Genomic DNA, 25,381 nt, shown 5'->3' on the forward strand with positions numbered 1-25,381 from the left:
TCATGATTAACGTTATTGTTGCCACTCACGGCCCGCTGGCTGACGCCCTGCTGGCCAGCGGGCGGATGGTTTACGGCGAGCTGCCGTATATCTCAACCGTCACCCTCGACGAGCAGGCGGGCATCGAAGGCTTTAAGCAGGATTTTGCCCGCGCGCTGGACGGCGCCGGGCAGCAGGCCGACGGCGTACTGGTGCTGTGCGATATGCAAAGCGGAACGCCGTGGAACGTCGCCTGCCTGCACGCTTTCTCTGCGCAGACAACGCCCCCCGTCGCCGTACTGGCGGGGGTGAATTTCCCGATGCTGCTGCAGTGTGAAGAGATTCGCCACCTGACGGATGTCCACGCCGCTGCCGAACGGCTGCTGGCGTTAACCGTACCAACCCTGATTAAAGCCTCCCCGGTTTTAGCCGTTCAGCCAGATGATTTTTAGAGGAAAACGCTTATGAGTATCTCTTTTGTACGTATTGACGACCGGGTGATCCATGGGCAGCTCGTGACGCGCTGGGCCAAAGAGCTGCCCTGCGACGGTATCGTGGCGATTGACGACGCCGTCGCGGCCGACCCGCTCCTCTCATCGGTGATGAAAGGCGCCGTGCAGGACCTCAAGGTCTGGCTGTTCGACACCGCCACGGCCATTGAAAAGTTACCCAAAGTCATCGCCAGCGAGAAACGCTATTTCGTGATAGGCAAATCCCCGGTCACCTTACAGCGCCTGGAAGCGGCGGGGATCAGCCTGAAAAATGCCAACGGTAAAATCAACGTTGGCCCGATGAGCGCCCGCGCCGATACCACCACCATTGGGCCGAATCAGTCGGTTAACGCCGCCGAGATCGCCGCCTTTGACTGGCTGGTGCAGCGCGGGCATCACGTTGAATTCCGTCTGGTGCCGGATGCCAGCTGCTACAGCTGGCAGGACGCGCGGCAGAAGCTGAAATAAGGAGCGGATGATGATTATCGAAGCTACGCTGATTGGCATTCTTTGCTATCTGGGGGCCCTCAGCAGCCCCTGGCTTTTAGGCCTGACCGGCGGCTGGTATCTGATTACCCGGCCGCTGGTCTCCGGCATGCTGGTCGGCCTGATTTTAGGCGACCTGAAGACCGGGATCGTGATAGGCGTTGCGGTCCAGGCGGTGTATATCGCCATGGTGACGCCGGGCGGCTCAATGCCCGCCGACCTCAACTTCGTCGCCTGGCCGGCGATTGCGCTGGGTATTTTGTCGGGTAAAGGACCGGAAGTCGCGGTGGCGCTGGCGGCGACTATCGGTATCGCCGGCACGATTTTGTTCAATGCGATGATGGTGCTGAACTCCTTCTGGAACCACCGCGCCGACGTGGCGCTGGAGCGCGGCGATGAGCGCGGTATTTATCTGAACAGCGCGATCTGGCCGCAGGTCAGTAACTTCATTCTGCGTTTTGTTCCCACCTTTATTGCGGTCTATTTTGGCGCCCAGTACATCAGCGGCTTTATGGACAGCCTGCCGAAAATCGTGCTCGCGACGATGAACGTGCTGGGCGGCATTCTGCCGGCGGTGGGGATCGCGATTCTGCTTAAACAGATCATCAAGAACTACACCATGCTGATCTATTTTCTCGTCGGGTTCGTCTGCATCGTCTTTTTAAAGCTCAACATGGTCGCGCTGGTGATCGTGGGCTCGCTGCTGGCGCTGATCCACTACAACTATAAGCCGGAACCGCAGCAGGCCGCGGGCAGCAAGCCGGCCGTCGATGATGAGGATGAATTCTGATGGAAGAACGTACCCTGAACCGTAAAGATCTTCGCCGCTGCTGGCGGGCGTGGATGATGCACAACCTCTCGTCGATGAGCTTTGAGCGCCTGGAGTCGTTCGGCTTCTGCCTGAGCATGCTGCCGGTGGCGAAAAAGCTCTATCCGGACGCGGCCCAGCGCACTGAAATGCTGCGCCGCCACGCCTCCTTCTACAATACCGAGCCGCAGATCGGCGCGATCGTTAACGGGATGGTGCTCGGACTGGAAGAGAAAAAAGCCAATGGCGAGCCCATCGACGGTGAGACGATCAACACCCTGAAGGTTGGCCTGATGGGGCCGATCGCCGGGATCGGCGACTCGATGATCCCGGGAATGCTGATCCCTATTCTGCTGAGTATCGGCATGGCGCTGGCGGCGGGCGGCAACGTCCTCGGGCCGCTGTTTTATATCGTCGCCTGGCTGGCGATTATTATCCCCGGCTCGTGGTTCCTGTTTTTAAAAGGCTACAAAATGGGCTCCGGCTCGGTGGAGATGCTGGTCAGCAGCCGCTCCACCCGCCTGCGCGAGGCCCTGTCGCTGCTCGGCGTCTTCGTGATGGGCGGCGTCGCGGCGAGCTACGTGAAGCTGGGAACCGGGCTGGAGTTCATTACCCGCGATGGCGTCAATATCCACGTGCAGCAGATGCTGGACGGCATATTCCCGCAGCTCCTGCCGCTGGTAGTGGTGCTGGGGACCTGGTATTTAATGGCGAAGCGCGGCGTTTCGCCGGTGAAGGCGATGGTCATGCTGCTGGTGCTGGCTGCGGCAGGCGTCGCCAGCGGTCTGTTTGCCGGCTAGCCGCGAACGCGACCCCGGTTTGCAGGCCGGGGTCGCCGCCTGTAGCGCCAATATCTGAACCGGGGCATCGTGCCCCGGTTTTTTATGGATGAAAGTTGTGCCACAGCTCCGCCGTCCTGTCGGGACTGGAGATAAACTGCAGGCGGGCGGGATCGTCGATAAATTGCTGATAAATCGGCGCTGAGGTGATGCCAAACTCCACGTACCGGCGCGGCGTAATCGCCTGCAGGCGGCCGGGAAGATAGCGTGAATTATGCTGCCAGATAACGTGGTTATCCTGCAGCAGCGGGTACCACGCCAGCCCCTTATGCGCCCGCACGGCATCATATTCAAAGCCGTACTCCCGATCGCACCAGGCGCCGAAGGTCAGCGGCACCTCGGGATCGGCGGAAATTGTCGCGTGCCCCCACCCCGGCGGCACCAGCACCTTATCACCGGGTTCGGCAATCACCGCAAAGCAGCGGCCCGGGTCGTCCTCCACCCGCTCCTGCATATAGATAATCGCCCTCCCCTGCCAGATTTCATACAGCTCCGGCGGCGACCAGCCGCTGTGCTGGCTGACACGATGAATATGGCCCTGGCTGCGCACCGGCTCTTCCCCCAGCCTTCCGGCGGCGTAGGTCACGACGCCAAACAGCAGCATGCGCTTTTTCAGCTCATCGCGATCCTGCATGCGCGCCACGTCCATCGTGATCGCATAGACCTCATCCGGCCCTTCACAGTGCGGATCGCGCAGCGAGGCGCGGATCTCATCGAGGCGACGGATCTCCGGCATCGGCCCGGTCACGTCATTGCCGTAGCTAAAACCAGGAGGGTTCTGGTGAATCGTCATATCCAGGCCCCAGGCGCGGGCGGAGTCAGCCATTCTGCACCTCCTTTGCCTGAATCGTCTGGTTCTCCTCCACGACCCGCAGCCTGAAGCCGCTGCCCAACGCCGCGTAGTCATGCCCCGCTGCGGAAGGCCAGACCGCCAGCGCCGACAGAATATCGCTGCCGGTGTTAATTAACCGGTGGGCGGTATAGCCGGGGATAACGTGCACCGAGCCGGCGAATACCTTCTCCAGACGGGTTTCCCGGCGCTCGTTTTGCAGCAGCAGCAGGCCGCCGCCGCGCAGGCCGAAGTAGACTTCGCCCTGCTCGCGGCGGGCGTGAAAGTGCCCGCGGGTCATAAAAAATTCATCCCCGACTTTGCCGGGTTGGAGATGGGTTACGCCGGTATAGAGCTCGCCCGGTGCGGAGGAGGTCTCCAGCATTTCGACTTCGTACACCACGAGATCGCCCGCCATCGTCAGACGGGTTCGCTCATCGGCAAAAACGCCGACCAGATCCTGAATACGCGTCGACTTGCGCAGCATCGGGCCGTCGGAAAACAGGCCGCTGGCCCACGCCACCTGCGGTGGCTGGAAAAAGAAAGGATTCATATTTGTCTCCGGCCCAAGGAGAACAGCACAATCAGCTTAGCAGATTAATCGATTAACCCAAGGGCGAGCGGATGACTTTGTAGCGGATGTCACAGCCGGCACCGCAAATGTACCTTCACGCCAGCATGTAGCTCACGATCAGCTGGCCCTTTTTCATTTTCACCTGAGTTATCACCACCTCGCCCAGCTCAGAGAGGCTGGCAACGTGGGTACCGCCGCAGGGATAGGCAGGCAGTGAACCAAACCCCACCCTGCGCAGCCCGTCGGCCACGGAGATATGGCGCGGCAGGTTTTCCGCCCGCCAGCCGGCAACCTTTGCCTGCAGAGCGCCGGCCTCCGGCAGGGCCGCGTTAGCGCCTGAAGTGAAGGTAATCCGCCCCTCTCCGGGCCAGTGATGGGCTTTCGTCGGCTGCCAGCCGCACTGCTCTCCCGCCAGGCCAATCAGGTGGCCTGCGGAGTGCAGGCGGGCATGCTGATGCCGCGCTGCGGCATCAATCCGCATCGCCACCTCGCCCAGGGCCAGCGGCTGCGGGACAAGGTGCAGAATGCTGTCGCCAAACGCCGTCACGCCGTCAACGGCGATATCCGCTATCCAGCCGCGATCCGCCGGCTGCCCGCCGCCCTGCGGATGAAACAGCGTCCGGTCCAGCTCGATTGCGTAGCGGCCATCGGCCTGCGCCGCGCAGCTCACCACCCGTGCGCGCCCTTCGGTGGCATCGCTGGTGTAATAAAGACGTTCAGTCATGGTTGTTCTCCTCTCTTTGCGCACAGTATATTGATAATACGCACAGAGATAATCCCGTCATCCGTCAATGCACCTTTGCTTAGAGGGCACAAATGAATTTAAGCTTACTTCCCGATTTAGCCCTCTTCGTGCAAATCGTCGAGCAGGGCAGCTTTTCCGCGGTCGCCCGGCTTTCGGGAACCACGCCCTCCGCGGTCAGCCGCAGCGTCTCGCGCCTTGAACAGGAGATGGGCAGCAAGCTGCTGCACCGCTCCACGCGCAAACTCCGCCTGAGCGATGCCGGAAAGACGGTTTACGCCCATGCGCTGGAGATGCTGGAAGCCGCGCGCCTGGCGATGGATGCCGCCGGCAGCACTCAGCAGGTGGCGCAAGGCAAGCTGACGCTCAGCGTGCCGAAGGCCGTCGGGCGGTTTGTTATCCATCCGCTGATGACGGAGTTTCTGACCCGCTTTCCGCAGGTCGATGTCTGCCTGCGTCTCGAAGATCGCTATCTTGACCTGATTGATGATGGTATCGATCTGGCGCTGCGTATCACCCATTCTCCTTCGCCGGGGCTCCACGGCAAGCCGCTGATGCCGGTCAGCCACGTGATCTGCGCCACCCCGCACTATTTACAGCAGCACGGCGCGCCGCAAAATCCGCAGGATCTGCGCGCCCATAGCTGCATCAGCCTCGGCGAAACGCCCGCCGATGCGCGCTGGAAATTTCGTCGTGAAGGAAAAACAGAGACCGTTCAGACCCGAGGACGCTACGCCGCCAACCACACCGCCGTGCGGCTGGATGCGGTGAAGCAGAATTTAGGCATTGGCAGCCTGCCGCTGTTTACCGCCCGCGAAGCGCTGGAGCGCGGGGAGATCGTGCAGGTGCTGGCTGAGTGGGAGTTTATCAGCAGCTATTCCGGCCAGCTTTGGCTGCTGTGGGCGGGCAATAAGCATATGCCCGCCAGAATGCGGGCCATGATTGACTATCTCAGCGAGAAAATTTATCGCCGCTAAACGGCTATGGCGCCAGCGCCAGAACTTCTGCTACCCAGCGCTGGAAGCCTGCCACGTCCAGATCCAGCGCCACGCTGGCGTTAGCCGGCTGGCCAAGGCGGCCTTCGATATCAACGACCGTGGTGCCCGCCGTCCAGCTCCCCTGCGTTTCGACCGCCACAAAGCACGATTTAAGGGTAAACAGCTCGGGGCGAACCAGCCAGGCGATGGCGCACAGGTCATGCATGCGCAGCCCGCTCTCCATGCTGCCGCTGCGGTAGTGGCTGAACAGCGCGTGGAGCATTTTCCCGGTCCTGTTCAGCGTCGGCAGCGTGGCGAGGTACTCCGGCGCGAGCATGGCCTGATTCGTGACGTCCAGTCCGCACATCACAATCTCCAGCCCGCTCTGAAACACTTTGGCCGCGGCTTCCGGATCGATGGCAATGTTGAACTCCGCATTGGGGGTGAAGTTACCTCGCCCGGCGGACCCGCCCATAATGACCAGACGACGAATGTTAAACCGACACTCCGGATACTGCGTCAGCAGCAGCGCAATGTTGGTCAGCGGGCCAATGGCCACCAGCGTCATCGGCTCCGGGGCATGCATCAGCGCATCGCGAATGGCCTGAAACGCCGGTTTCGGCAGCGGCTGGCAGCGATGCTCGACAAACTCATACCCCTCCATCCCCGACTCACCGTGCACGGAGGCCGCATCGCGCAGCGGGCGCAGCAGGGGCATTGAGGCTCCCTGGGCCAGCGGTACGTCGGCGTTCCAGAAATGCAGCAGCTGCAGCGCATTGCGGGTGGTTTTTTCTACCGACACGTTGCCGGCCACCGTGGTCATCAGCTGCAGATCCAGCTCGGGCGCGAACAGCGCGGCGGCGATCGCCGCCGCATCATCAATGCCGGGATCGGTATCAAGAACGATCGGTAAGCGCATAAACTCTCCAAAAAAAATGCCAGACGTTAAGTCTGGCATCTTCGCATACTGACGGCGCAAAGAACTTATTCTACTTCACGGACATCGACCCGCAGCTCTTTGGGAACTTCAAATACGATATTCTCTTCGCGTCCTTCCAGCGGCACCGCTTCGCCGCCGCCCAGCTCCTGCAGGCGAGCGATCACGTTCTGTACCAGGACATCCGGCGCCGATGCGCCGGCGGTCACGCCTACGCATTTGGCCGCTTTGACCCACGGCTCCTGGATATCGGTCGCATCATCGATCAGATACGCCGCTTTCCCCATGCGCTGTGCGAGTTCGGCCAGACGGTTGGAGTTGGAGGAGTTCTTCGACCCCACCACCAGCACCACGTCCGCCTGCTCCGCCAGCGCGCGTACCGCTTCCTGGCGATTGGTGGTGGCGTAGCAAATATCATCTTTACGCGGCCCGACAATTTTCGGGAAGCGCTCGCGCAGGGCGTCAATGACGTCAGAGGTGTCATCAACGGAGAGCGTGGTCTGGGTCATGAACGACAGCCTGGCGTCGTTTTTCACCTCCAGCGTCCAGACGTCGTCCGGCGACTCCACCAGATACATGCCCCCCTGCGGGTTGCTGTACTGGCCCATCGTCCCCTCAACTTCCGGGTGGCCGGCGTGACCGATCAGAATCGACTCTTCGCCGCGGCGGCTGGCGCGAGCCACTTCCATATGGACCTTAGTCACCAGCGGACAGGTGGCATCGAAAACCGTCAGATCGCGGTTTTTCGCTTCGTTGCGTACCACCTGCGAGACGCCGTGAGCGGAGAAAATCAGGATCGCGCCGTCCGGCACTTCACCGATTTGCTCGATAAAAATAGCGCCGCGCTTGCGCAGGCTATCGACCACATAGCGGTTATGCACCACCTCATGACGAACATAGATCGGCGCGCCGTACAGCGTCAGCGCGTTTTCGACAATGCTGATAGCGCGGTCAACGCCGGCGCAGAAGCCGCGCGGGTTAGCCAACAGGATCTGCATTTTACTCCTCCAGCGCCGGATCGACTTCCAGCACTTCAATATCAAAATGAACGGTGCGCCCGGCCAGCGGATGGTTGAAATCAACGGTGATGGAATCGCCGTTAACTTCCCGAATCACGCCGGGCATTTCGCTGCCATCCATTGCGGTAAAGAGCATAATTGCGCCGATTTCCGGTTCGCCCGCATCGATAAATTCGCGGCGGGAGAAGTACTGAATCAGGTCCGGGCTGGGTACGCCAAACGCGGCATCAGGCTCAAGGGAGAAGTTGGTTTTATCCCCCGCCTTCAGCCCCAGAAGGTGCTGTTCGAGCCCCTCGGAGAGCGAAGCATCGCCGAGACGGAACAGCGCCGGCTTGCCGTTATTGCGCGTAGATTCCGCGGTGGAGCCATCATCAAGTTTCAGCGTGAAGTGCACCAGCACTCCGCTGTTGCTCTGTACAGAGTTTGACATGCAGGTTTGCTCTAAGTTGGTTCTGTGTGTACCCCGCCGGCAAGACAGCTGGCGGGGTACGCTTATAATGTAGGCCGGGCCGGCGTAAACGCCACCCGGCAAGGATTACGCGGTTTTCTTCGCAGCGCCGGGCAAAAAGCCCTCCAGCACAATCAGCGCCGCGCCGATACAAATGGCGGTATCGGCCAGGTTGAAGGTGGCGAAATGCCACTCACCGACGTAGAAATCAATCATATCGACGACAAAACCATGCCACAGCCGGTCAAACAGGTTGCCTAACGCCCCGCCAATAATCAGCGCGTAGGCGATGTTATTCAGCTTCTGCGTCGCCTTCGAGCGGTACATCAGCACCGTCAGAATCACGCAGATGCCGAGGGCGATCCCCGCAAAGAACCAGCGCTGCCAGCCGCCGCTATCGGCGAGGAAGCTAAAGGCCGCGCCGTAGTTGCGCGCATAGTGCAGGTTCAGCGATGGGAACAGCGCTACCGTATCCCCCAGAGCGAAGTTCTGGAGGATCAGGAATTTGCTGCCCAGATCGATAATCAGCACGGCTACGACGACCCAAAGCCAGCGTAGCCCGGTCGAACAAACAGATTTACTCATCAGGCAAACTTACGTTGTTCGCCGTCACCGGCGACGTTGCTGACACAGCGACCGCAGATTTCCGCGTGTTCCGCCACCTTGCCGACGTCGCTGGTGTAGTGCCAGCAGCGTGGGCACTTATCGCCTTCCGCTTTGCTCAGCACAACCTTCAGCCCCTTCAGCAGCTCGCTCTGCCAGGCATCAGCCGGCGCCTGCGCATAGTCGGCAACGTTCGCCCCGGAGGTTAACAGGACAAAGCGTAATTCATCGCTCAGCGCATTCAGCTTCGCCGCCAGCTCGCTATCCGCATACAGCGTGACCGCCGCCTCAAGAGAGCCGCCCACCAGCTTGTCTGCACGAGCCTGCTCGATAACCTTGTTGACTTCGCCGCGCACTTTCAGCAGTTCGTCCCAGAAGCCATCGTTCATCGCTTCGTCGTCAGCCAGGCCAAACAGGCCTTCATACCACTCGCCGGTGAAGACGTATTTCTCGCGGGAACCCGGCAGGTAGCCCCAGATTTCGTCGGCGGTGAAGGACATGATCGGCGCCATCCAGCGCACCAGCGCTTCCACGATGTGGAACAGCGCGGTCTGGCAGCTGCGACGCGCCACGCTGTCCGCTTTCGCGGTGTACTGGCGGTCTTTGATGATGTCGAGGTAGAACGAACCCATCTCGATGGAGCAGAAGCGCATCAGGCGCTGCACCACTTCGTGGAAATCGTAGGACTCGTAGGCTTTGAGGATATCTTCCTGCGCCGCTTTCGCGCAGCTCACCGCCCAGCGATCCAGAACCACCATCTCTTCCGGTTTCACCATGTCGGTCAGCGGGTCGAAGCCATTAAGGTTCGCCAGCAGGAAGCGCGCGGTGTTACGGATACGACGATAGCTGTCGGCGGCGCGTTTGAGGATCTCATCGGAGACCGCCATTTCGCCGGTATAGTCGGTGGAAGCCACCCACAGACGCAGGATATCCGCGCCCAGCTTGTTCATCACGTCCTGCGGAGAGACGGTATTGCCGATGGATTTGGACATCTTGCGGCCCTGGCCATCAACGGTAAAGCCGTGGGTCAGCACCTGACGATACGGCGCTTTGCCCTTCATCGCCGTGGAGATCATCAGCGAGGACATAAACCAGCCGCGGTGCTGGTCGGAACCTTCCAGATACATATCGGCGGCGTGACCGGAAAACTCCGGACGCACGTCAACCACCGAGGAGTGGGTAGAGCCGGAGTCGAACCACACGTCGAGGGTATCCGGCACTTTCTCGTAGCTGTCGGCATCGGCACCGAGGATGTCGCGGGAGTCGAGATCCCACCACGCCTGAATACCGTCAACCTCAACGCGCTTCGCCACTTCTTCCATCAGCTCCAGGGTGCGCGGATGCAGCTCCTGGGTCTCTTTATGCACAAACAGGGACATCGGCACGCCCCAGGTACGCTGACGAGAAATACACCAGTCAGGACGGTTGGCAACCATCGATTCGATACGCGCCTGGCCCCAGTCCGGGATCCACTGCACGCCTTTAATCTCTTTCAGCGACTGCGCGCGCAGGCCTTTCTGATCCATGCTGACGAACCACTGCGGCGTGGCGCGGAAGATGATCGGCGACTTGTGGCGCCAGCAGCACGGATAGCTGTGCTGCATTTTTTCAACGTGCAGCAGCGCGCCGCTGTCACGCAGCAGCTCAACGATGATGTCGTTAGCTTTGAAGACGTTGATACCGTCCAGCGACGGATAGGTTCCTGGCAGGTAGGCGCCGTCCGGACCCACCGGATTGGCGATTTCCAGACCATATTTCTGGCTGATGGTGTAGTCGTCAGGGCCGTGGCCGCCGGCGGTATGCACCGCGCCGGTACCCGCATCGAGGGTAACGTGGTCGCCGAGGATCGCCGGAACGTCGAAGTCGAGGAACGGATGCTTAAAGCGCATCAGCTCCAGCTCAGCGCCGTTGATCACCGCAAGGATGGTGTAATCCGCGATGCCCGTACGCTTCATCACGCTTTCAACCAGGTCTTTCGCCAGGATCAGCGCCTGGCCTTCAACCTGCACCAGCGCATAGTCGAATTCCGGCGACAGGGAGATGGCGCGGTTAGCCGGCAGGGTCCACGGCGTGGTGGTCCAGATAACCAGGGAAACCGGGCCGCTGACGTCGGCAACGCCGAATTTCGCCAGCACCGCCGCTTTATCGACCGCGTGGAACGCCACGTCGATAGACGGGGAGGTTTTGTCGTAATACTCAACTTCCGCTTCCGCCAGCGCGGAACGGCAGTCTACGCACCAGTGCACCGGCTTCGCGCCTTTGTGCAGGTGGCCGTTGCCGATGATTTTACCCAGCGCGCGGATGATATTGGCTTCAGTTTTGAAATCCATGGTCAGATACGGACGCGACCAGTCGCCCAGCACGCCAAGACGGATAAAGTCTTTACGCTGGCCGTCAACCTGGGTCGCGGCGTATTCGCGGCACTTAGCGCGGAACTCGGCAGCGGTGAACTTCTCGCCCGGTTTGCCGTATTCCTGCTCCACTTTCAGCTCGATCGGCAGACCGTGGCAGTCCCAACCCGGAACGTAGGGAGAATCATAGCCCGTCAGCCCTTTGGACTTAACGATAATGTCTTTCAGAATCTTGTTAACCGAGTGACCAATATGAATGCTGCCATTCGCATAAGGAGGGCCATCATGCAGAATGAAGGTTTTTTTGCCTTTTTTCGCCGCACGGATGATGCCGTACAGATCATCATCGGTCCAACGCGCCAGCATTCCCGGTTCGCGTTTGGCGAGATCGCCACGCATCGGGAACCCTGTTTCCGGCAAATTCAGGGTGGATTTATAGTCACTCATCAGATTCTCGGTTCCGTATTTCGGTTTGATAAACACCAACAGGTTTATGCCTGGCTGGTCAGCCCAAAAAGCTCGCGGGCCGTTAACTCATCACGTGCAATTTGCGCCTTCAGCTCATCGAGCGACGCAAACCGCTGTTCGTTACGTATTTTTTTACGCAGTATTACATCTATATGGCGACCGTAGAGGTCCATTACAACGTCCAACAGATGTACTTCCAGCTGTTGACGCACGCCGGCGACCGTTGGGCGAGTGCCAATATTGGCGACACCCGGCAAAGGTTTGTCGCCAAGCCCCGTCACTTCTACCGCATAGACCCCTTTAACCGGGGAAACCTGACGACGCAGCGGTAAATTCGCCGTCGGGAAGCCAATGGTGCGCCCCAGCTCATCGCCGTGCACCACGCGCCCGGAGATGGTAAACGGATGGCCCAGCAGGGTTTCTGCCAGGGCAAGATCGTCATCCGCCAGCGCCTGCCGCACCGCGGTGCTGCTGATGCGTACGCCGCCTTCACAGAAAGTCTGGGTGCTGGTTATGTCAAACCCAAACTCCACTCCGGCTTTCTGTAATAACAAGAAATCCCCCTGACGACCAGCGCCAAAGCGGAAATCATCGCCCACGGCAAGGAACTGCACGCCCAGGCGGCGGACCAGCAGTTCGCTGATAAAGTCCTGAGCGGTCAGGGCGGCAAAGCGTCGGTCGAACCGCACGCACAGCACGTAGTCGACGCCGCTTTCAGCCAAATAGCGCAGCTTTTCACGCAGGCGCGTCAGGCGCGCGGGCGCCTTATCGGCGGCAAACAGCTCCAGCGGCTGCGGTTCGAAAATCATCACCACCACCGGTAAGCCACGCTGGCGGCCCTCTGCGCGCAAGCGCTGCAGCAGCGCCTGATGCCCGCGATGCACACCGTCAAAATTACCAATGGTCAGCACGCACCCGCGCGGGGCCTGGCTGAGATTATGTATGCCGCGTATCAGCTTCATGTCTGGCTCAAAACAGTGAAAATCGTCCGAGTATACCTTGTACAACTGGCGACGTTAACCAGCGATTGCACCTCTTCGTTGAAAGATCCCGAGAATTCATCAACTCAGCGCTGGAACGCGGGGAAAACTACGCGCGCCCGTCGATTTTTATGGTGGAAAGGCTGTATTCGCCCGCAACAAGCTGGTAGAATCTTGCGCCATCACTACGTAATAAAGCGTCGTTGTTTTAAGCGCCGCTTATTTGCACAAATCCATTGACAAAAGAAGGCTAAACGGGCATTCTCCTCGGCCTTTGAATTGTCCATATAGAACACATTTGGGAGTTGGACCTTGGCTAATATCAAATCAGCTAAGAAGCGCGCCGTTCAGTCTGAAAAGGCCCGCAAGCACAACGCTAGCCGTCGCTCTATGATGCGTACTTTCATCAAGAAAGTATACGCAGCCATCGAAGCTGGCGACAAAGCTACTGCACTGAAAGCATTTAACGAAATGCAACCAATCGTGGACCGTCAGGCTGCTAAAGGTCTGATCCACAAAAACAAAGCTGCGCGTCATAAAGCAAACCTGACCGCTCAGATCAACAAACTGGCTTAATAGCCTGCTTGTTATCGCTTTGTAGAAAAACCCGCGAAAGCGGGTTTTTTTATGCCTGAAATCTGCCGACCGTCAGCGCTGCGGCGAGGTAAAGAGCGCCGAGTAGTCGCGGTTGCAGATACGCTGTACCGCCGGATGCTGGATCATGCGCTCGGCAAAGATGGCGTGATACTCCTCCATCACGTTCTCCATCCGGCCAATCTCAATGATCGACTCGTCATGGTAGAAATCATGCGCGTAGAGCGTCGGGGCGACAAAAATCGCATTGTGCGCCGCACCGAACGCCTTCATCAGCGCCGCGTCATCAAACTCCCCGAGGATCTCAACCTTGAGCCCCTGCGAATTAAACCAGTTCAGCAGCTTGCGGCCTAGCATCGAACGTCTGCCGGGGATCAGCAGGCGACGCTCCTCAAGGCAGGCGGGAAACGGTTTCTCCGGCGGCGGATTCATACACCAGAAGCTCACGCTGCATTCGCCGATGCGCACCGAAAACAGCCCCTCCTGCTGGGTTGAGTCGATGGGGCAGTCGGAGATAATCATATCGAGCTTATGCTGGCTCAGCTGCTCCAGCAGCATCTCGTGGGTCGATTCAAAGCAGCGCAGGTGGATCTGCTCATCCTCAACCACCGCGGCATCCAGCACGCCGCTCACCAGCCGCTTCGAGAGCGCATCCGCCACGCCGACGTCGAACAGCAGATTGGACTCCTTGCGATAGTTGACGATATCCAGCATCTCCTGGCTTAGCGTAAACATGCGGTCGGCATAGCGGAACACCAGTTCACCCAGCTCGCTCGGCTCCAGCCCCCTGCCCTTACGCTTAAACAGCTTGCCCTGCAGGCGTTCTTCAAGCGCTTTAATTTGTCCGGTGATGGTCTGCGGCGTCAGAAATAGCGCTTCCGCCGCCCCGACAACGGAGCCTTCCTTGTACACGTGCCAGAAGTAGTACAGATGGTTGTAATTAATATGCGACATGCTTCTCTCCCTGATAATGTCCTGGAGAGCCTCTGCGGGCTCTCCGAAAGTGTTACGCCGCTATGCGCTTACGCAGCAGCATATATCCGCTGACGGCCGATAGTACCGAGCCGGTCAGAATGCCAAGCTTGGCCCAGTTGATTAATCCGGGGTCAGTGCTGGCAAACGCCAGGCTGGCGATAAAAATCGACATGGTAAAGCCAATCCCGCAGAGCACGCCGACCGCCATAATCTGCTGGAAGCTGGCCCCTTTCGGCAGCGAAGCCCACTTCAGCTTCAGCGCCAGCCAGCAGAACAGGCCGATCCCCAGCGGCTTGCCAATAAACAGCCCGGCAATAATCCCCAGCGGCAGCAGCGACGTCAGCCCCTCAAGCGTCACTTCTTGCAGCGAGACGCCCGCATTAGCAAAGGCAAAAAGCGGCAGGATAAGCCAGGCAACCCACGGGTGCAGAACGTGCTCAAGCTGCTGCGCCGGCGATTTTCCATCCTGCTCCTTCAGCGGGATCATAAAGCCGACAATGACTCCCGCTAAGGTGGCGTGAACTCCGGATTTCAGCACCGCGGTCCACAGCACCGCCCCGACCAGAATATAGATACCGGTGCGCCGCACCCCGCTCAGGTTCAGCAGCGCCAGCACGCCAATGGCTCCCGCCGCCACGGCGAGCGACAGCATGGAAAGGTCGCTGGTGTAGAACAGCGCGATAATGACGATCGCCCCCAGGTCATCGATAATGGCCAGCGCCATCAGGAAAATCTTCAGCGCCACAGGCACGCGGCTGCCCAGTAGCGCCAGCACGCCCAGCGCAAACGCAATATCGGTTGCCGCCGGGATCGCCCAGCCCCCTCTGGCAATCGGGTCCTGAGCGTTAAACGCAAGGTAGATCAGCGCCGGGACGATCATCCCACCTAAGGCGGCCAGCACCGGGAATACCGCCTGACGACGGCTGGCCAGCGCCCCCTGCATCATCTCGCGCTTTACTTCGAGGCCAATCAGCAGGAAGAAGACGGCCATCAGCGCATCGTTAATCCACAGCAGCATGTTCTTGTTGATTTCTAACGCACCGACGCGCAGCTGAACCGGCATTGTCAAAAAGGCGTGATACAGGCCGCTGGTGGCGTCGGTATTTGCCAACAGCATCGCCAGCGCGGCGGCAAAAATGAGGATTATGCCCCCGGAAGCATCGCTACTTAAAAAACGCTGCAGATGTTTCACTTTTTATTCTCTCTATCAGGATTATTCATCGTTTAAACTATTTTAATCGCCATAACAGATCGAAAAAATAAGATTATTATTGCCCTTTCAATCGGTTTTTACGAACTAAAAAGAGAAGGATCAGAAAGATGTCCGATCGAGAGGTTCAGACATCATTAACGGATAGACGGCGAGAAATAAAAAAGCCACTTTGCGATAAAGTGGCTTTTTACACGGCACGATGATTAGCGCGTCAAATCATCGAAGAATTTCTTCACGCCGTCAAAGAAGCTTTTGGAGCGCGGGCTGTTGTTCTCACCCGTCGGGCCGCCGAAGCTTTCCTGAAGTTCTTTCAACAGCTGCCGCTGCCTGTCGTTGAGGCCAACCGGCGTTTCAACAACCACACGGCACAGCAGATCGCCCTGCGCGCCGCCGCGTACGGACTTCACGCCTTTACCGCGCATGCGGAACAGCTTGCCGGTCTGCGTTTCGCCAGGCACCTTCAGGTTCACGCGGCCGTCCAGCGTCGGGACTTCGATCTCGCCGCCCAGCGCCGCCATGGTGAAGTTAATCGGCACTTCGCAGTACAGGTTGTTACCTTCACGCTCAAAGATGGCGTGCTGCTTCACCTGGACCTGAACGTACAGATCGCCGGCTGGAGCACCGTGCTCGCCGGCTTCACCTTCGCCAGACAGACGAATGCGATCGCCGGTATCTACGCCTGCCGGGATTTTAACCGACAGCGTTTTGGTTTTCTCTACGCGACCGTGACCGTGACATTTATTGCACGGGTCTTTAATCAGCGTTCCGCGGCCCTGACAGTGCGGACAGGTCTGCTGAACGGCGAAGAAGCCCTGGCGCATCTGCACCTGGCCGGCACCGTGACAGGTCGGACAGGTCTGCGGCTTGCTGCCCGATTTAGCGCCGCTGCCGTGGCAAACGTCGCACTCTTCCAGCGTCGGGATACGGATCTCTTTCGTTACGCCGCGAACCGCTTCTTCCAGCGTCAGATCCATGTTGTAGCGCAGGTCAGCCCCGCGCGACGCGCGCTGACGACCGCGGCCACCGCCGAAGATGTCGCCGAAAACATCGCCAAAGATATCGCTGAAATCCGCGCCACCGCCGAAACCACCGCCGCCGCCGCCCATGCCGCCCTGCTCAAACGCGGCGTGGCCGTACTGATCGTAGGCCGCACGCTTCTGGTCATCCGTCAGGATTTCGTAGGCTTCTTTGATTTCTTTAAATTTAGCTTCGGCCTCTTTATCACCCTGGTTGCGGTCCGGGTGATATTTCATGGCCAGGCGCTTGTACGCCTTTTTGATTTCACGCTCTTCCGCTGTTTTGGAAACGCCTAAAATCTCGTAATAATCTTGCTTTGCCATTGGTGTTTTTCAGCCCCTTAACATGCGTGCACGGGCGGAGAGGAAACCTCTTCGCCCGTGCCAGTGTTTTACCCGTTCAAAGGGCGATTATTTTTTGTCTTTCACTTCTTCAAACTCAGCGTCAACGACATCATCGTCTTTCGCATTGCTTTCGGAAGCTTCAGCGCCGCCAGCCTGCTGCTGAGCATGCTGCTGCTGGGCAATTTCCATCAGCTTCTGAGAAGCCTGAGCCAGCGCCTGCATTTTCGCTTCGATATCGGCTTTGTCTTCACCTTTCAGGGAAGTTTCCAGCGCGGTCAGCGCAGACTCGATAGCGGTTTTGTCGTCAGCCGGCAGCTTGTCGCCCGCTTCTTCAACCTGCTTACGCGTGCTGTGCAGCAGATGGTCGCCCTGGTTGCGAGTCTGAACCAGCTCTTCGAACTTACGGTCAGATTCCGCGTTCGCTTCTGCTTCACGGACCATTTTGGCGATTTCTTCTTCGTTCAGGCCGGAAGACGCTTTAATGGTAATTTTCTGCTCTTTACCGCTGTTCTTATCTTTCGCGGAGACGTGCAGGATACCATCGGCATCGATATCGAAGGTCACTTCGATCTGCGGCATGCCGCGCGGCGCCGGGTTGATGCCGTCGAGGTTGAACTGACCCAGTGATTTGTTATCGGAAGCGCGTTTACGCTCGCCCTGAATCACGTGGATAGTTACCGCAGACTGATTATCTTCCGCAGTCGAGAACACCTGGCTGTGCTTGGTCGGGATAGTGGTGTTCTTGTTGATCAGCGCAGTCATCACGCCGCCCATAGTTTCGATACCCAGCGACAGCGGGGTAACGTCCAGCAGCAGAACGTCTTTAACTTCGCCAGTCAGTACGCCGCCCTGTACCGCTGCGCCGATAGCAACAGCTTCATCCGGGTTAACGTCTTTACGCGGCTCTTTACCAAAGAACTCGGCAACTTTCTTCTGCACCATCGGCATACGAGTCTGACCACCGACCAGGATAACGTCCTGGACGTCGGATACGGACAGGCCAGCATCCTGCAGCGCAACTTTCAGCGGCTCGATAGAACGGTTAACCAGGTCTTCCACCAGGCTTTCCAGTTTCGCACGGGTCACTTTAATGTTCATGTGTTTCGGACCGGTCGCATCTGCGGTGATGTACGGCAGATTCACGTCGGTCTGCTGAGCGGAAGAAAGCTCGATTTTCGCTTTTTCTGCCGCTTCTTTCAGGCGCTGCATTGCCAGAGGGTCGTTACGCAGGTCAATGCCCTGATCTTTCTTAAACTCGTCAACGAGGTAGTTGATCATACGGCTATCAAAGTCTTCGCCGCCCAGGTGGGTATCACCGTTGGTTGCCAGAACTTCAAAGGTTTTCTCGCCGTCAACTTCGTCGATTTCGATAATAGAGATATCGAAGGTACCGCCACCCAGGTCGTAAACCGCGATAGTACGGTTGCCGACTTCTTTATCCAGACCGTAGGCCAGCGCAGCGGCGGTTGGTTCGTTGATGATACGCTTAACTTCCAGACCCGCGATACGACCGGCGTCTTTCGTAGCCTGACGCTGAGCATCGTTGAAGTATGCAGGTACGGTGATAACGGCTTCAGTTACCGGCTCACCCAGGTAATCTTCAGCAGTTTTCTTCATTTTTTTCAGCACTTCAGCAGAAATCTGCGGCGGTGCGGTGCGGGTACCTTTCACATCAAGCCATGCGTCGCCATTGTCTGCGGCAACAATTTTGTACGGCATGATAGAAACGTCACGCTGAACTTCTTCATCCTGGAAGCGGCGACCAATCAGGCGTTTAATCGCAAACAGGGTGTTTTGCGGGTTTGTCACTGCCTGACGTTTAGCCGGCTGACCAACCAGAGTTTCACCATCCTGGGTATAAGCAATGATAGAAGGCGTGGTGCGATCGCCTTCGGCGTTTTCCAGCACGCGAGCAGTAGTGCCGTCCATAATCGCTACACAAGAGTTGGTAGTACCCAGGTCGATACCAATAATTTTACCCATCTAAACGTCTCCACTAAAAATTCGATCAACATGTGGTTGTGAACCTGTAATAAGGGCGAAACGTGCGGTTTCAACTGCCCAACATCTTTTTTTTTCAGGTTCATTCACTGCGGTTGACTACAAGATGGGGTCGTCCACCGCTTCATCAAGGGGGGAGGCAAAAAAATTTTTATCTTCATCGCCCCACGAAGCCGGGCAGCGACGAGGAGGTTTCCCCGATATGGCGCGAAAAAGCGCGCTTCATATCGTTCATCCGCGATGGCCCCTTAAATGAATGATGATTAAAGCCATACGCTTGCTGCAGAGGGTTCGCCCCGACTTTGAGGGGCCTGAAGCCACACGGATCATAGCCTTACGACCATCATCCCCCGGCCGGCTTCAGGCAAATGCCCGGCATCGTTCGGCCAGAGTGTAAAATTGGTGAAAAATACCTCGCCAGATCATAGACAGCCTGCCGACTCCTCATTATTATGCCGCGCCCCACCGCTGCGTGGCGGGGTAATGCTTCCCTTTCTAATCATTATTCTGAGGAATTATGGGCAACACTAAGTTGGCTAATCCGGCACCGCTGGGCCTTATGGGCTTCGGCATGACCACTGTTCTGCTTAACCTGGCGAATAGCGGCCTGTTCGCGTTTGATGTAGCTATCCTGGCGATGGGCATTTTTTACGGCGGCATTGCGCAAATTTTCGCAGGCCTGCTGGAATTCAAAAAAGGTAACACCTTTGGTTTAACCGCTTTTACGTCCTACGGCGCCTTCTGGCTGACGTTGGTCGCCATTCTTCTCATGCCGAAAATGGGCCTGGCGGAGGCGCCAAATGCGCACTTCCTGGGCATGTATCTCGGACTGTGGGGAGTTTTCACGCTGTTTATGTTCTTCGGTACCCTGAAAGCCGCACGAATGCTGCAGTTCGTTTTCCTCAGCCTGACAGTACTGTTTGCCCTGCTGGCAATTGGTCACCTGGCCGACAACGAAGGCATCGTTAAAATCGCGGGCTGGATTGGCTTAGTCTGCGGCGGCAGCGCCATTTATCTGGCGATGGGTGAAGTGCTCAACGAGCAGTTTGGTCGCACCATTCTGCCGATCGGCGCGCCTCATTGATAGACAATACCCTCGCCTGACGGCGAGGGTATTCAGCAGCCACGCTATGGCAGGCGCTGCAGTTCGCCCCTCGCGGCGGCGGTATACTCCCCCAGCCCCTGACGCAGCCAAATTCCCAGCCCCAGCCCCATCAGCGAAAGCGCCAGCACGTACCACGCCGGAGCCATCGGCGATACGCCCATCAGCATAGTGACGGCAATCGGCGTCAGGCCGCCGAAAATAGCGTAGGACACGTTGTACGAGAATGAAATTCCGGTAAAACGCACCTCCGCCGGAAAGGCGCGGACCATCACATAAGGCACCGCCCCGACCACGCCAACGCACAGCCCTACGGTGCCGTACAGCAGGAAAAGCTGTTCAGGCGAGGTGCCGGAAAGGTGATAGAACGCCCAGCTGGACACCGCCAGCAGAAGGCTGCCGACAATAAAAGTCCGGCTGGCGCCAAAGCGATCTGCCGCCAGGCCTGCCAGCAGGCAGCCGACACACAGCATAATCGTCGCAATGCTGTTCGCCTGCAGAGTCACCGCCGGAGCAAAGCCGTAATGCTTTTGCAGCCATACCGGCGACATCAAAATGACCACCACCACGCCTGCAGATAATAGCCAGGTCAGCAGCATTGAGATCACCACGGCCTTCTGATGCTTCAGCACCACGGCTTTAACCGGCAGCTCCTGGGCTAATGCTTTACGCTGCTGCATCTCAAGGAATATTGGCGTTTCCTGCAGCCAGCGGCGCAAATACATCGCCACCAGGCCGAACACGCCGCCCAGCAGGAAAGGAATACGCCAGCCGCCGTCATGGATGCCCTGCGGCGTCAGGCTGGTATTAATCAGCGTCGCCACCACCGATCCCAGCAGGATCCCCACCGTTAAGCCCGCCGTCAGCGTGCCGCAGGCGATACCGATTTTTTTCTCCGGCACGTGCTCCGCAACAAAGACCCAGGCGCCGGGAACTTCACCACCAATCGCCGCGCCCTGCAGCACGCGCATCAGCAGCAGCAGCAGCGGTGCGACGATCCCCATCGATTCATAGGTCGGCAGCAGGCCTATTGCCAGCGTCGGCAGCGCCATCAGCAAAATGCTCAAGGTAAACATTTTCTTGCGCCCGACCAGATCGCCAAAGTGGGCCATGATAATGCCGCCGAGCGGGCGCGCCAGATAGCCGGCGGCGAAAATGCCGAAGGTCTGCACCTGGCGCAGCCATTCCGGAATATCCGCCGGGAAGAACAGCTCGCCGACGACGGCGGCAAAGAAGACGAAGATAATGAAGTCGTAAAACTCCAGCGCCCCGCCAAGGGCAGCCAGCGTCAGAGTTTTATAGTCTTGTCGATTCAGAGATCGGGTATGTTGTGACATAACGAGCTATTCATCCAGAGGTATGTAGGTGTTATCACGCAGTGTGTAAAGTAAAAAACACTATATCGTAAATAAAACGGCACACCACCAACATTGCAGGTTATGTCAGGAAAGCATCAAATTCAGGATAAACTTTCGCGCCTCGCGCTTTTTGGGCGAAAAGCCGCTACCACTTCCGGCGCAGTCTCAACATAAGGCCCTTCAAGCAGCTGTATACAATACGGTACACTTGCAAAGACGCCGTGCACCAGCACCTGACCATCGGCATCTTTGACCCCTTCAAGGGTTTCCTGAATAGCCTTCGGCTGGCCGGGCAGATTGAGGATCAGCGCCTGTTTGCGGATCACGCCAACCTGGCGGGAAAGAATAGCCGTCGGGACGAAGTGCAGGCTCACCTGACGCATCTGCTCGCCAAAGCCCGGCATAACGCGATCGGCAATCGCCAGCGTCGCATCCGGCGTCACGTCTCGTCTCGCGGGGCCGGTACCGCCGGTAGTTAACACCAGATGGCACCCCATTTCGTCAACCAGCTCGCACAGCGTTTGCTCGATAATCACCTGTTCATCGGGGATCAAGCGGGTCTGGAGCTCAAAAGGGGTCGTCAGCGCACGCGCCAGCCACTCTTCAAGTGCCGGGATGCCTTTATCCTGATAAACGCCGCTGGAGGCGCGATCGGAGATGGAAACTAAGCCGATTCGTAAGGTATTCATCGTTATTCCGTTCAAATAGTGCAATTAGACGGAATGATACACGCTGGAGGGAAATACAGACAGGGTTCAAAAGAAGTAGCGTGACCGGGAGCCCGGCCACGCGCAATGATTACAGCAGGTCGCCGATCATTTTTTCCAGTTTTTCCTGGTCGATAGCAAACTTACGGATACCTTCCGCCAGTTTGTCTACCGCCATCGGGTCCTGGTTATGCTGCCACAGGAACTGAGATTCGGTGATGCGTTCCGGGCGGGCTTTAACTTCGCCGCTGAAGGTCAGCTTACGTTCGATAGCGCCTTCGCTTTCCGCCAGCTCTTTCAGCAGCGTCGGAGCAATGGTCAGACGGTCGCAGCCGGCCAGCTCGAGGATTTCACCGACGTTACGGAAGCTTGCGCCCATCACCACGGTTTCATAACCGTGCTGCTTGTAGTACTCGTAGATTTCGCTAACGGAAACCACGCCCGGATCTTCCGCCGGCGCATACTCTTTCTTATCAGTGTTCGCTTTGTACCAGTCGAGAATACGGCCTACGAACGGAGAGATCAGGAATACGCCCGCTTCCGCACAAGCGCGAGCCTGAGCGAAGGAGAACAGCAGGGTCAGGTTACAGTTGATGCCTTCTTTTTCCAGCTGCTCGGCGGCGCAGATGCCCTGCCAGGTAGAAGCCAGTTTGATCAGAATGCGATCGTTGCCGATGCCCGCATCGTTGTACAGCTTGATGATGCGTTTAGCTTTAGCGATGGATGCCGTGGTGTCATAGGAGAGACGTGCATCAACTTCAGTAGAAATACGGCCAGGAATCAACTTAAGGATTTCGAGACCAATATTCACCGCCAGCTTATCGGAAGCGTCGATAATCTGCTGCGCGCGATCGCTGCTCTGAGCGCGGGCCCAGACGATAGCGTCATCAATCAGCTTACGGTACTCAGGGATCTGAGCCGCGCCAAGAATCAAAGAAGGGTTAGTCGTGGCATCCTGAGGCTGATACAGCTTCATTGCCGCAATATCTCCGGTATCAGCTACGACAGTGGTGTACTGACGCAGAGAAGTCAATTTATCCGTCATGATAGTGTTCTCTTAAACAGCAGTTAAGGGGATGTAACCGGTCTGCCAAGATGATAACACGCTGCATGGTCAGCGCAACTGCGGACCATGCAAGACCGCAGAGTGTGATAAACTGAGCGAATTAATTCTCTGAATGTTAAAGGATTGTCACTAAAATGGTAACGCTTACACGAGCTTACCAACATGGACAAGAGGATGCTTAATGCCTGACTTTTTCTCATTTATCAATGAAATACTCTGGGGCTCGGTAATGATCTATCTGTTACTGGGTGCCGGCGTATGGTTTACCTGGCGGACGAAATGTATTCAGTTCCGTTATGTTCGCCAGTTTGGAAAAAGTTTGCGCAAAAGCCTTCTGCCCCAGCCCGACGGCTTAACCTCTTTTCAGGCCCTGTGCACCAGCCTGGCCGCCCGCATCGGTAGCGGTAACCTGGCCGGCGTGGCGCTGGCTATCACCGCCGGCGGGCCGGGCGCCATATTCTGGATGTGGGTCTCTGCGCTGCTCGGTATGGCCAGCAGCTTCGCCGAATGCTCCCTTGCCCAGCTCTACAAAGAACGCGATGCGCAGGGGCAATTTCGCGGCGGCCCGGCGTGGTATATGACCCGAGGCTTAGGGATGCGCTGGATGGGCGTGCTGTTTTCAATCCTGCTGCTGCTCGCCTATGGCGTCATTTTTAACACCGTTCAGGCCAACTCGGTGGCGCATGCGATGGCCTATGCGTTCGATCTGCCCGGCGTTATCACCGGCGGCGTGCTGGCCGTGATCACCCTGCTGGTTATCGTTCGCGGCTTGCGCAACGTGGCAAAGATCCTGCAATGGTTCGTCCCGCTGATGGCCGTGCTGTGGGTCGCCGCCAGCCTGCTAATCGGCCTGTGGCACATCACCGCCCTGCCGGCAATTTTTAATACCATTTTCCGCTGCGCATTCGGCTGGCAGGAAGCCGCCGCCGGCGCGGTGGGTTATACCATCAGCCAGGCATTGACCAGCGGTTTTCAGCGCGGGATGTTCTCTAACGAAGCGGGAATGGGCTCAACGCCTAACGCCGCCGCAGCCGCCGCCTCCTGGCCTCCTCACCCGGCGGCTCAGGGGATAGTCCAGATGCTTGGCGTTTTTATCGATACCGTGGTTATCTGCACCGCCAGCGCGGTGATTATCATGCTGGCGCCGCGCGGAGGCGGAGAGGACGCCGCTAACGGTATCCAGGCCATTCAGTATGCGATGAACGGGCTCGTCGGCGGCTGGGGCGCCAGCTTTGTCGCCGTCATCGTGCTGCTTTTTGCCTTTAGCTCCATCGTGGCAAACTACATTTACGCTGAAAATAACCTTATTTTTCTGCGTTTTAATAGCCCAACCTGCATCTGGGCGCTGCGGACTATCACCATCCTGATGGTCTTAACGGGAACGATGATGAGCCTCCCCGTCGTCTGGCGACTGGCGGATATTATTATGGCGCTGATGGCCATTACCAACCTGACGGCAATCCTCCTGCTGTCGCCCACTGTGCGGATCCTTGCCAGCGACTATCTCCACCAGCGGCGGCTGGGAGTGCAGCCCACGTTCGATGCCGCACGCTACCCGGAAATTCGTCAGCAGCTGGCGCCGGGAACCTGGGACGGACCGCCGCGCGAATAGCGCAGCAATCGCAGCCATCGATCCCTCCGCGGTCTTTTTTTGCTAAAATCGCGGAAAATCTCCTGCAAGGACTGGATATGCTGATTCTGATTTCACCTGCTAAAACGCTCGATTATCAAAGCCCGCTGGCGACGACGCGCTACACCCAGCCTGAGCTGCTGGAGTATTCTCAACAGCTTATCGGCGTGGCGCGCCAGCTTTCGGCGCCGCAGATAGGCAAGCTGATGGGCATCAGCGATAAGCTGGCGGATCTGAACGCAACCCGTTTTCACGACTGGCATCCCGAGTTCACGCCGAAAAATGCCCGCCAGGCAATTCTGGCCTTTAAGGGTGACGTCTACACCGGGCTGCAGGCGGAAACCTTCGGCGAGGCGGATTTCGATTTCGCTCAGCAGCATTTGCGCATGCTCTCCGGCCTGTACGGCGTGCTGCGCCCGCTGGATCTGATGCAGCCCTATCGTCTGGAGATGGGAATTAAGCTGGAAAACGCCAAAGGCAAGGATCTCTATCAGTTCTGGGGGGAGACGATTACCGATACGCTGAATCAGGCGCTGAAGGCGCAGGGTGACGATGTGGTGATTAACCTTGCCTCCGACGAATACTTCCGGTCGGTCAAAACAAAACGGCTGCAGGGTCAGATTATTAAGCCGGTGTTCCTCGATGAGAAAAACGGCCAGTTTAAGGTGATCAGCTTCTACGCCAAGAAAGCGCGCGGCTTGATGAGCCGCTATATCATTGAGAACCGCTTAACCCAGCCGGAGCAGCTCGCGCGTTTCGACAGCGATGGGTACTTCTTTGACGCCGACGCTTCCGATAAAGGCGAGATGGTCTTTAAACGTCACGAGCGCTAACCCGCTTCCC

At 57.9% G+C, this 25,381-nt stretch carries 25 protein-coding genes; 9 read left to right on the plus strand and 16 right to left on the minus strand.

Annotation, left to right across the window (positions count from 1 at the left end; translation table 11 throughout):
• The first annotated feature begins 2 nt into the window (after positions 1-2).
• From GO007_RS22600 to GO007_RS22615, 4 genes are read left to right on the plus strand one after another with little or no spacing between them, the layout of a single operon-like run.
• The gene (locus GO007_RS22600) at positions 3-431 is read left to right on the plus strand and encodes a PTS sugar transporter subunit IIA (protein WP_095103863.1); all 429 of its coding nucleotides are present in this window, start codon (positions 3-5) and stop codon (positions 429-431) included.
• 12 nt (positions 432-443) lie between these two features.
• Positions 444-938, plus strand: coding sequence for a PTS sugar transporter subunit IIB (locus GO007_RS22605; protein WP_095103865.1), 495 nt, complete (start codon positions 444-446; stop codon positions 936-938).
• 10 nt (positions 939-948) lie between these two features.
• A complete protein-coding gene (locus GO007_RS22610; protein ID WP_095103867.1) occupies positions 949-1,746 on the plus strand; it encodes a PTS mannose/fructose/sorbose/N-acetylgalactosamine transporter subunit IIC in 798 nt (265 codons plus the stop codon).
• Positions 1,746-2,564 (plus strand): PTS system mannose/fructose/sorbose family transporter subunit IID, encoded by an 819-nt coding sequence (locus tag GO007_RS22615; protein ID WP_095103869.1) that lies wholly within the window; start codon positions 1,746-1,748, stop codon positions 2,562-2,564. Before GO007_RS22610 ends, GO007_RS22615 begins: the two co-directional genes overlap by 1 nt.
• 82 nt (positions 2,565-2,646) lie before the next feature.
• Here GO007_RS22615 and GO007_RS22620 read toward each other — a convergent pair whose 3' ends face one another.
• From GO007_RS22620 to GO007_RS22630, 3 genes are all read right to left on the minus strand, one after another.
• The gene (locus GO007_RS22620; protein ID WP_095103871.1) at positions 2,647-3,429 is read right to left on the minus strand and encodes a glucose-6-phosphate isomerase family protein; all 783 of its coding nucleotides are present in this window, start codon (positions 3,427-3,429) and stop codon (positions 2,647-2,649) included.
• Positions 3,422-3,985 carry a glucose-6-phosphate isomerase family protein gene (locus GO007_RS22625; protein WP_095103873.1) on the minus strand — a complete coding sequence of 188 codons (564 nt, stop codon included), beginning with the start codon at positions 3,983-3,985 and terminating at the stop codon, positions 3,422-3,424. The genes GO007_RS22620 and GO007_RS22625 overlap by 8 nt, the downstream gene beginning before the upstream one ends.
• 115 nt (positions 3,986-4,100) lie before the next feature.
• Positions 4,101-4,730 carry an alanyl-tRNA editing protein gene (locus GO007_RS22630; protein ID WP_095103875.1) on the minus strand — a complete coding sequence of 210 codons (630 nt, stop codon included), beginning with the start codon at positions 4,728-4,730 and terminating at the stop codon, positions 4,101-4,103.
• 92 nt (positions 4,731-4,822) lie between these two features.
• Between GO007_RS22630 and GO007_RS22635 the strand changes: the two genes are divergently transcribed.
• Positions 4,823-5,725, plus strand: coding sequence for a LysR family transcriptional regulator (locus tag GO007_RS22635; protein WP_095103877.1), 903 nt, complete (start codon positions 4,823-4,825; stop codon positions 5,723-5,725).
• 4 nt (positions 5,726-5,729) lie between these two features.
• Here the strand turns inward: GO007_RS22635 and rihC are convergent, their stop codons facing one another.
• The 6 genes from rihC to ribF all read right to left on the minus strand — a co-directional run bounded on the left by rihC (position 5,730) and on the right by ribF (position 12,513).
• On the minus strand, positions 5,730-6,644 hold the full coding sequence (gene rihC / locus GO007_RS22640) for a ribonucleoside hydrolase RihC (protein WP_095103879.1): 915 nt from the start codon (positions 6,642-6,644) through the stop codon (positions 5,730-5,732).
• Between the two features lie 65 nt (positions 6,645-6,709).
• The gene (ispH, locus tag GO007_RS22645; RefSeq protein WP_095103881.1) at positions 6,710-7,660 is read right to left on the minus strand and encodes a 4-hydroxy-3-methylbut-2-enyl diphosphate reductase; all 951 of its coding nucleotides are present in this window, start codon (positions 7,658-7,660) and stop codon (positions 6,710-6,712) included.
• A gap of 1 nt (position 7,661) precedes the next feature.
• A complete protein-coding gene (gene fkpB / locus GO007_RS22650) occupies positions 7,662-8,111 on the minus strand; it encodes an FKBP-type peptidyl-prolyl cis-trans isomerase (RefSeq protein WP_045860016.1) in 450 nt (149 codons plus the stop codon).
• A 105-nt stretch (positions 8,112-8,216) separates the two neighbouring features.
• Positions 8,217-8,714: a signal peptidase II gene (gene lspA / locus GO007_RS22655; protein WP_041143982.1), complete on the minus strand. Its 498-nt coding sequence runs from the start codon at positions 8,712-8,714 to the stop codon at positions 8,217-8,219.
• The gene (gene ileS, locus GO007_RS22660; RefSeq protein WP_095104111.1) at positions 8,714-11,530 is read right to left on the minus strand and encodes an isoleucine--tRNA ligase; all 2,817 of its coding nucleotides are present in this window, start codon (positions 11,528-11,530) and stop codon (positions 8,714-8,716) included. Before ileS ends, lspA begins: the two co-directional genes overlap by 1 nt.
• Positions 11,531-11,574: 44 nt before the next feature.
• On the minus strand, positions 11,575-12,513 hold the full coding sequence (ribF, locus tag GO007_RS22665) for a bifunctional riboflavin kinase/FAD synthetase (RefSeq protein WP_095103883.1): 939 nt from the start codon (positions 12,511-12,513) through the stop codon (positions 11,575-11,577).
• A 330-nt stretch (positions 12,514-12,843) separates the two neighbouring features.
• Here ribF and rpsT point away from each other — a divergent pair, with 330 nt between their 5' ends.
• Positions 12,844-13,107, plus strand: coding sequence for a 30S ribosomal protein S20 (gene rpsT, locus GO007_RS22675; protein WP_003018940.1), 264 nt, complete (start codon positions 12,844-12,846; stop codon positions 13,105-13,107).
• Positions 13,108-13,179: 72 nt separating this feature from the next.
• On the opposite strand, the gene nhaR is transcribed toward rpsT, so the two are convergent.
• From nhaR to dnaK, 4 genes are all read right to left on the minus strand, one after another.
• Complete coding sequence (gene nhaR, locus GO007_RS22680; RefSeq protein ID WP_095103885.1) at positions 13,180-14,079, minus strand: transcriptional activator NhaR; 900 nt, start codon at positions 14,077-14,079, stop codon at positions 13,180-13,182.
• 52 nt (positions 14,080-14,131) lie between these two features.
• Positions 14,132-15,292 carry a Na+/H+ antiporter NhaA gene (gene nhaA, locus GO007_RS22685; RefSeq protein ID WP_095103887.1) on the minus strand — a complete coding sequence of 387 codons (1,161 nt, stop codon included), beginning with the start codon at positions 15,290-15,292 and terminating at the stop codon, positions 14,132-14,134.
• 224 nt (positions 15,293-15,516) lie between these two features.
• Positions 15,517-16,653, minus strand: a complete 1,137-nt coding sequence (dnaJ, locus tag GO007_RS22690) for a molecular chaperone DnaJ (protein WP_095103889.1) — start codon at positions 16,651-16,653, stop codon at positions 15,517-15,519.
• Positions 16,654-16,740: 87 nt separating this feature from the next.
• Positions 16,741-18,657, minus strand: a complete 1,917-nt coding sequence (gene dnaK / locus GO007_RS22695; RefSeq protein ID WP_041143977.1) for a molecular chaperone DnaK — start codon at positions 18,655-18,657, stop codon at positions 16,741-16,743.
• Positions 18,658-19,192: 535 nt separating this feature from the next.
• Between dnaK and satP the strand changes: the two genes are divergently transcribed.
• The gene (satP, locus tag GO007_RS22700; RefSeq protein WP_095103891.1) at positions 19,193-19,759 is read left to right on the plus strand and encodes an acetate uptake transporter; all 567 of its coding nucleotides are present in this window, start codon (positions 19,193-19,195) and stop codon (positions 19,757-19,759) included.
• Between the two features lie 44 nt (positions 19,760-19,803).
• On the opposite strand, the gene GO007_RS22705 is transcribed toward satP, so the two are convergent.
• The 3 genes from GO007_RS22705 to tal all read right to left on the minus strand — a co-directional run bounded on the left by GO007_RS22705 (position 19,804) and on the right by tal (position 22,887).
• Positions 19,804-21,114: an MFS transporter gene (locus tag GO007_RS22705; protein WP_095103893.1), complete on the minus strand. Its 1,311-nt coding sequence runs from the start codon at positions 21,112-21,114 to the stop codon at positions 19,804-19,806.
• 122 nt (positions 21,115-21,236) lie between these two features.
• Positions 21,237-21,824 carry a molybdopterin adenylyltransferase gene (mog, locus tag GO007_RS22710; RefSeq protein ID WP_095103895.1) on the minus strand — a complete coding sequence of 196 codons (588 nt, stop codon included), beginning with the start codon at positions 21,822-21,824 and terminating at the stop codon, positions 21,237-21,239.
• 109 nt (positions 21,825-21,933) lie between these two features.
• On the minus strand, positions 21,934-22,887 hold the full coding sequence (tal, locus tag GO007_RS22715) for a transaldolase (protein ID WP_095103897.1): 954 nt from the start codon (positions 22,885-22,887) through the stop codon (positions 21,934-21,936).
• A gap of 202 nt (positions 22,888-23,089) precedes the next feature.
• Between tal and GO007_RS22720 the strand changes: the two genes are divergently transcribed.
• Positions 23,090-24,520, plus strand: a complete 1,431-nt coding sequence (locus tag GO007_RS22720) for an alanine/glycine:cation symporter family protein (protein WP_095103899.1) — start codon at positions 23,090-23,092, stop codon at positions 24,518-24,520.
• A gap of 77 nt (positions 24,521-24,597) precedes the next feature.
• A complete protein-coding gene (gene yaaA, locus GO007_RS22725) occupies positions 24,598-25,371 on the plus strand; it encodes a peroxide stress protein YaaA (protein WP_095103901.1) in 774 nt (257 codons plus the stop codon).
• The last annotated feature ends 10 nt before the right edge of the window (positions 25,372-25,381 follow it).

The sequence above is a fragment of the Klebsiella sp. 10-1 genome (assembly GCF_009758445.1).
In the GTDB taxonomy this organism is placed as follows: domain Bacteria; phylum Pseudomonadota; class Gammaproteobacteria; order Enterobacterales; family Enterobacteriaceae; genus Klebsiella; species Klebsiella scottii.

Coding starts and splice junctions, on each gene's coding strand:
- GO007_RS22600 (WP_095103863.1), top strand. CDS start 3: ATGATTAACGTTATTGTTGCCACTCACGGCCCGCTGGCTGACGCCCTG.
- GO007_RS22605 (WP_095103865.1), top strand. CDS start 444: ATGAGTATCTCTTTTGTACGTATTGACGACCGGGTGATCCATGGGCAG.
- GO007_RS22610 (WP_095103867.1), top strand. CDS start 949: ATGATTATCGAAGCTACGCTGATTGGCATTCTTTGCTATCTGGGGGCC.
- GO007_RS22615 (WP_095103869.1), top strand. CDS start 1,746: ATGGAAGAACGTACCCTGAACCGTAAAGATCTTCGCCGCTGCTGGCGG.
- GO007_RS22620 (WP_095103871.1), bottom strand. CDS start 3,429: ATGGCTGACTCCGCCCGCGCCTGGGGCCTGGATATGACGATTCACCAG.
- GO007_RS22625 (WP_095103873.1), bottom strand. CDS start 3,985: ATGAATCCTTTCTTTTTCCAGCCACCGCAGGTGGCGTGGGCCAGCGGC.
- GO007_RS22630 (WP_095103875.1), bottom strand. CDS start 4,730: ATGACTGAACGTCTTTATTACACCAGCGATGCCACCGAAGGGCGCGCA.
- GO007_RS22635 (WP_095103877.1), top strand. CDS start 4,823: ATGAATTTAAGCTTACTTCCCGATTTAGCCCTCTTCGTGCAAATCGTC.
- rihC (WP_095103879.1), bottom strand. CDS start 6,644: ATGCGCTTACCGATCGTTCTTGATACCGATCCCGGCATTGATGATGCG.
- ispH (WP_095103881.1), bottom strand. CDS start 7,660: ATGCAGATCCTGTTGGCTAACCCGCGCGGCTTCTGCGCCGGCGTTGAC.
- fkpB (WP_045860016.1), bottom strand. CDS start 8,111: ATGTCAAACTCTGTACAGAGCAACAGCGGAGTGCTGGTGCACTTCACG.
- lspA (WP_041143982.1), bottom strand. CDS start 8,714: ATGAGTAAATCTGTTTGTTCGACCGGGCTACGCTGGCTTTGGGTCGTC.
- ileS (WP_095104111.1), bottom strand. CDS start 11,530: ATGAGTGACTATAAATCCACCCTGAATTTGCCGGAAACAGGGTTCCCG.
- ribF (WP_095103883.1), bottom strand. CDS start 12,513: ATGAAGCTGATACGCGGCATACATAATCTCAGCCAGGCCCCGCGCGGG.
- nhaR (WP_095103885.1), bottom strand. CDS start 14,079: ATGTCGCATATTAATTACAACCATCTGTACTACTTCTGGCACGTGTAC.
- dnaJ (WP_095103889.1), bottom strand. CDS start 16,653: ATGGCAAAGCAAGATTATTACGAGATTTTAGGCGTTTCCAAAACAGCG.
- dnaK (WP_041143977.1), bottom strand. CDS start 18,657: ATGGGTAAAATTATTGGTATCGACCTGGGTACTACCAACTCTTGTGTA.
- satP (WP_095103891.1), top strand. CDS start 19,193: ATGGGCAACACTAAGTTGGCTAATCCGGCACCGCTGGGCCTTATGGGC.
- GO007_RS22705 (WP_095103893.1), bottom strand. CDS start 21,114: ATGTCACAACATACCCGATCTCTGAATCGACAAGACTATAAAACTCTG.
- mog (WP_095103895.1), bottom strand. CDS start 21,824: ATGAATACCTTACGAATCGGCTTAGTTTCCATCTCCGATCGCGCCTCC.
- tal (WP_095103897.1), bottom strand. CDS start 22,887: ATGACGGATAAATTGACTTCTCTGCGTCAGTACACCACTGTCGTAGCT.
- GO007_RS22720 (WP_095103899.1), top strand. CDS start 23,090: ATGCCTGACTTTTTCTCATTTATCAATGAAATACTCTGGGGCTCGGTA.
- yaaA (WP_095103901.1), top strand. CDS start 24,598: ATGCTGATTCTGATTTCACCTGCTAAAACGCTCGATTATCAAAGCCCG.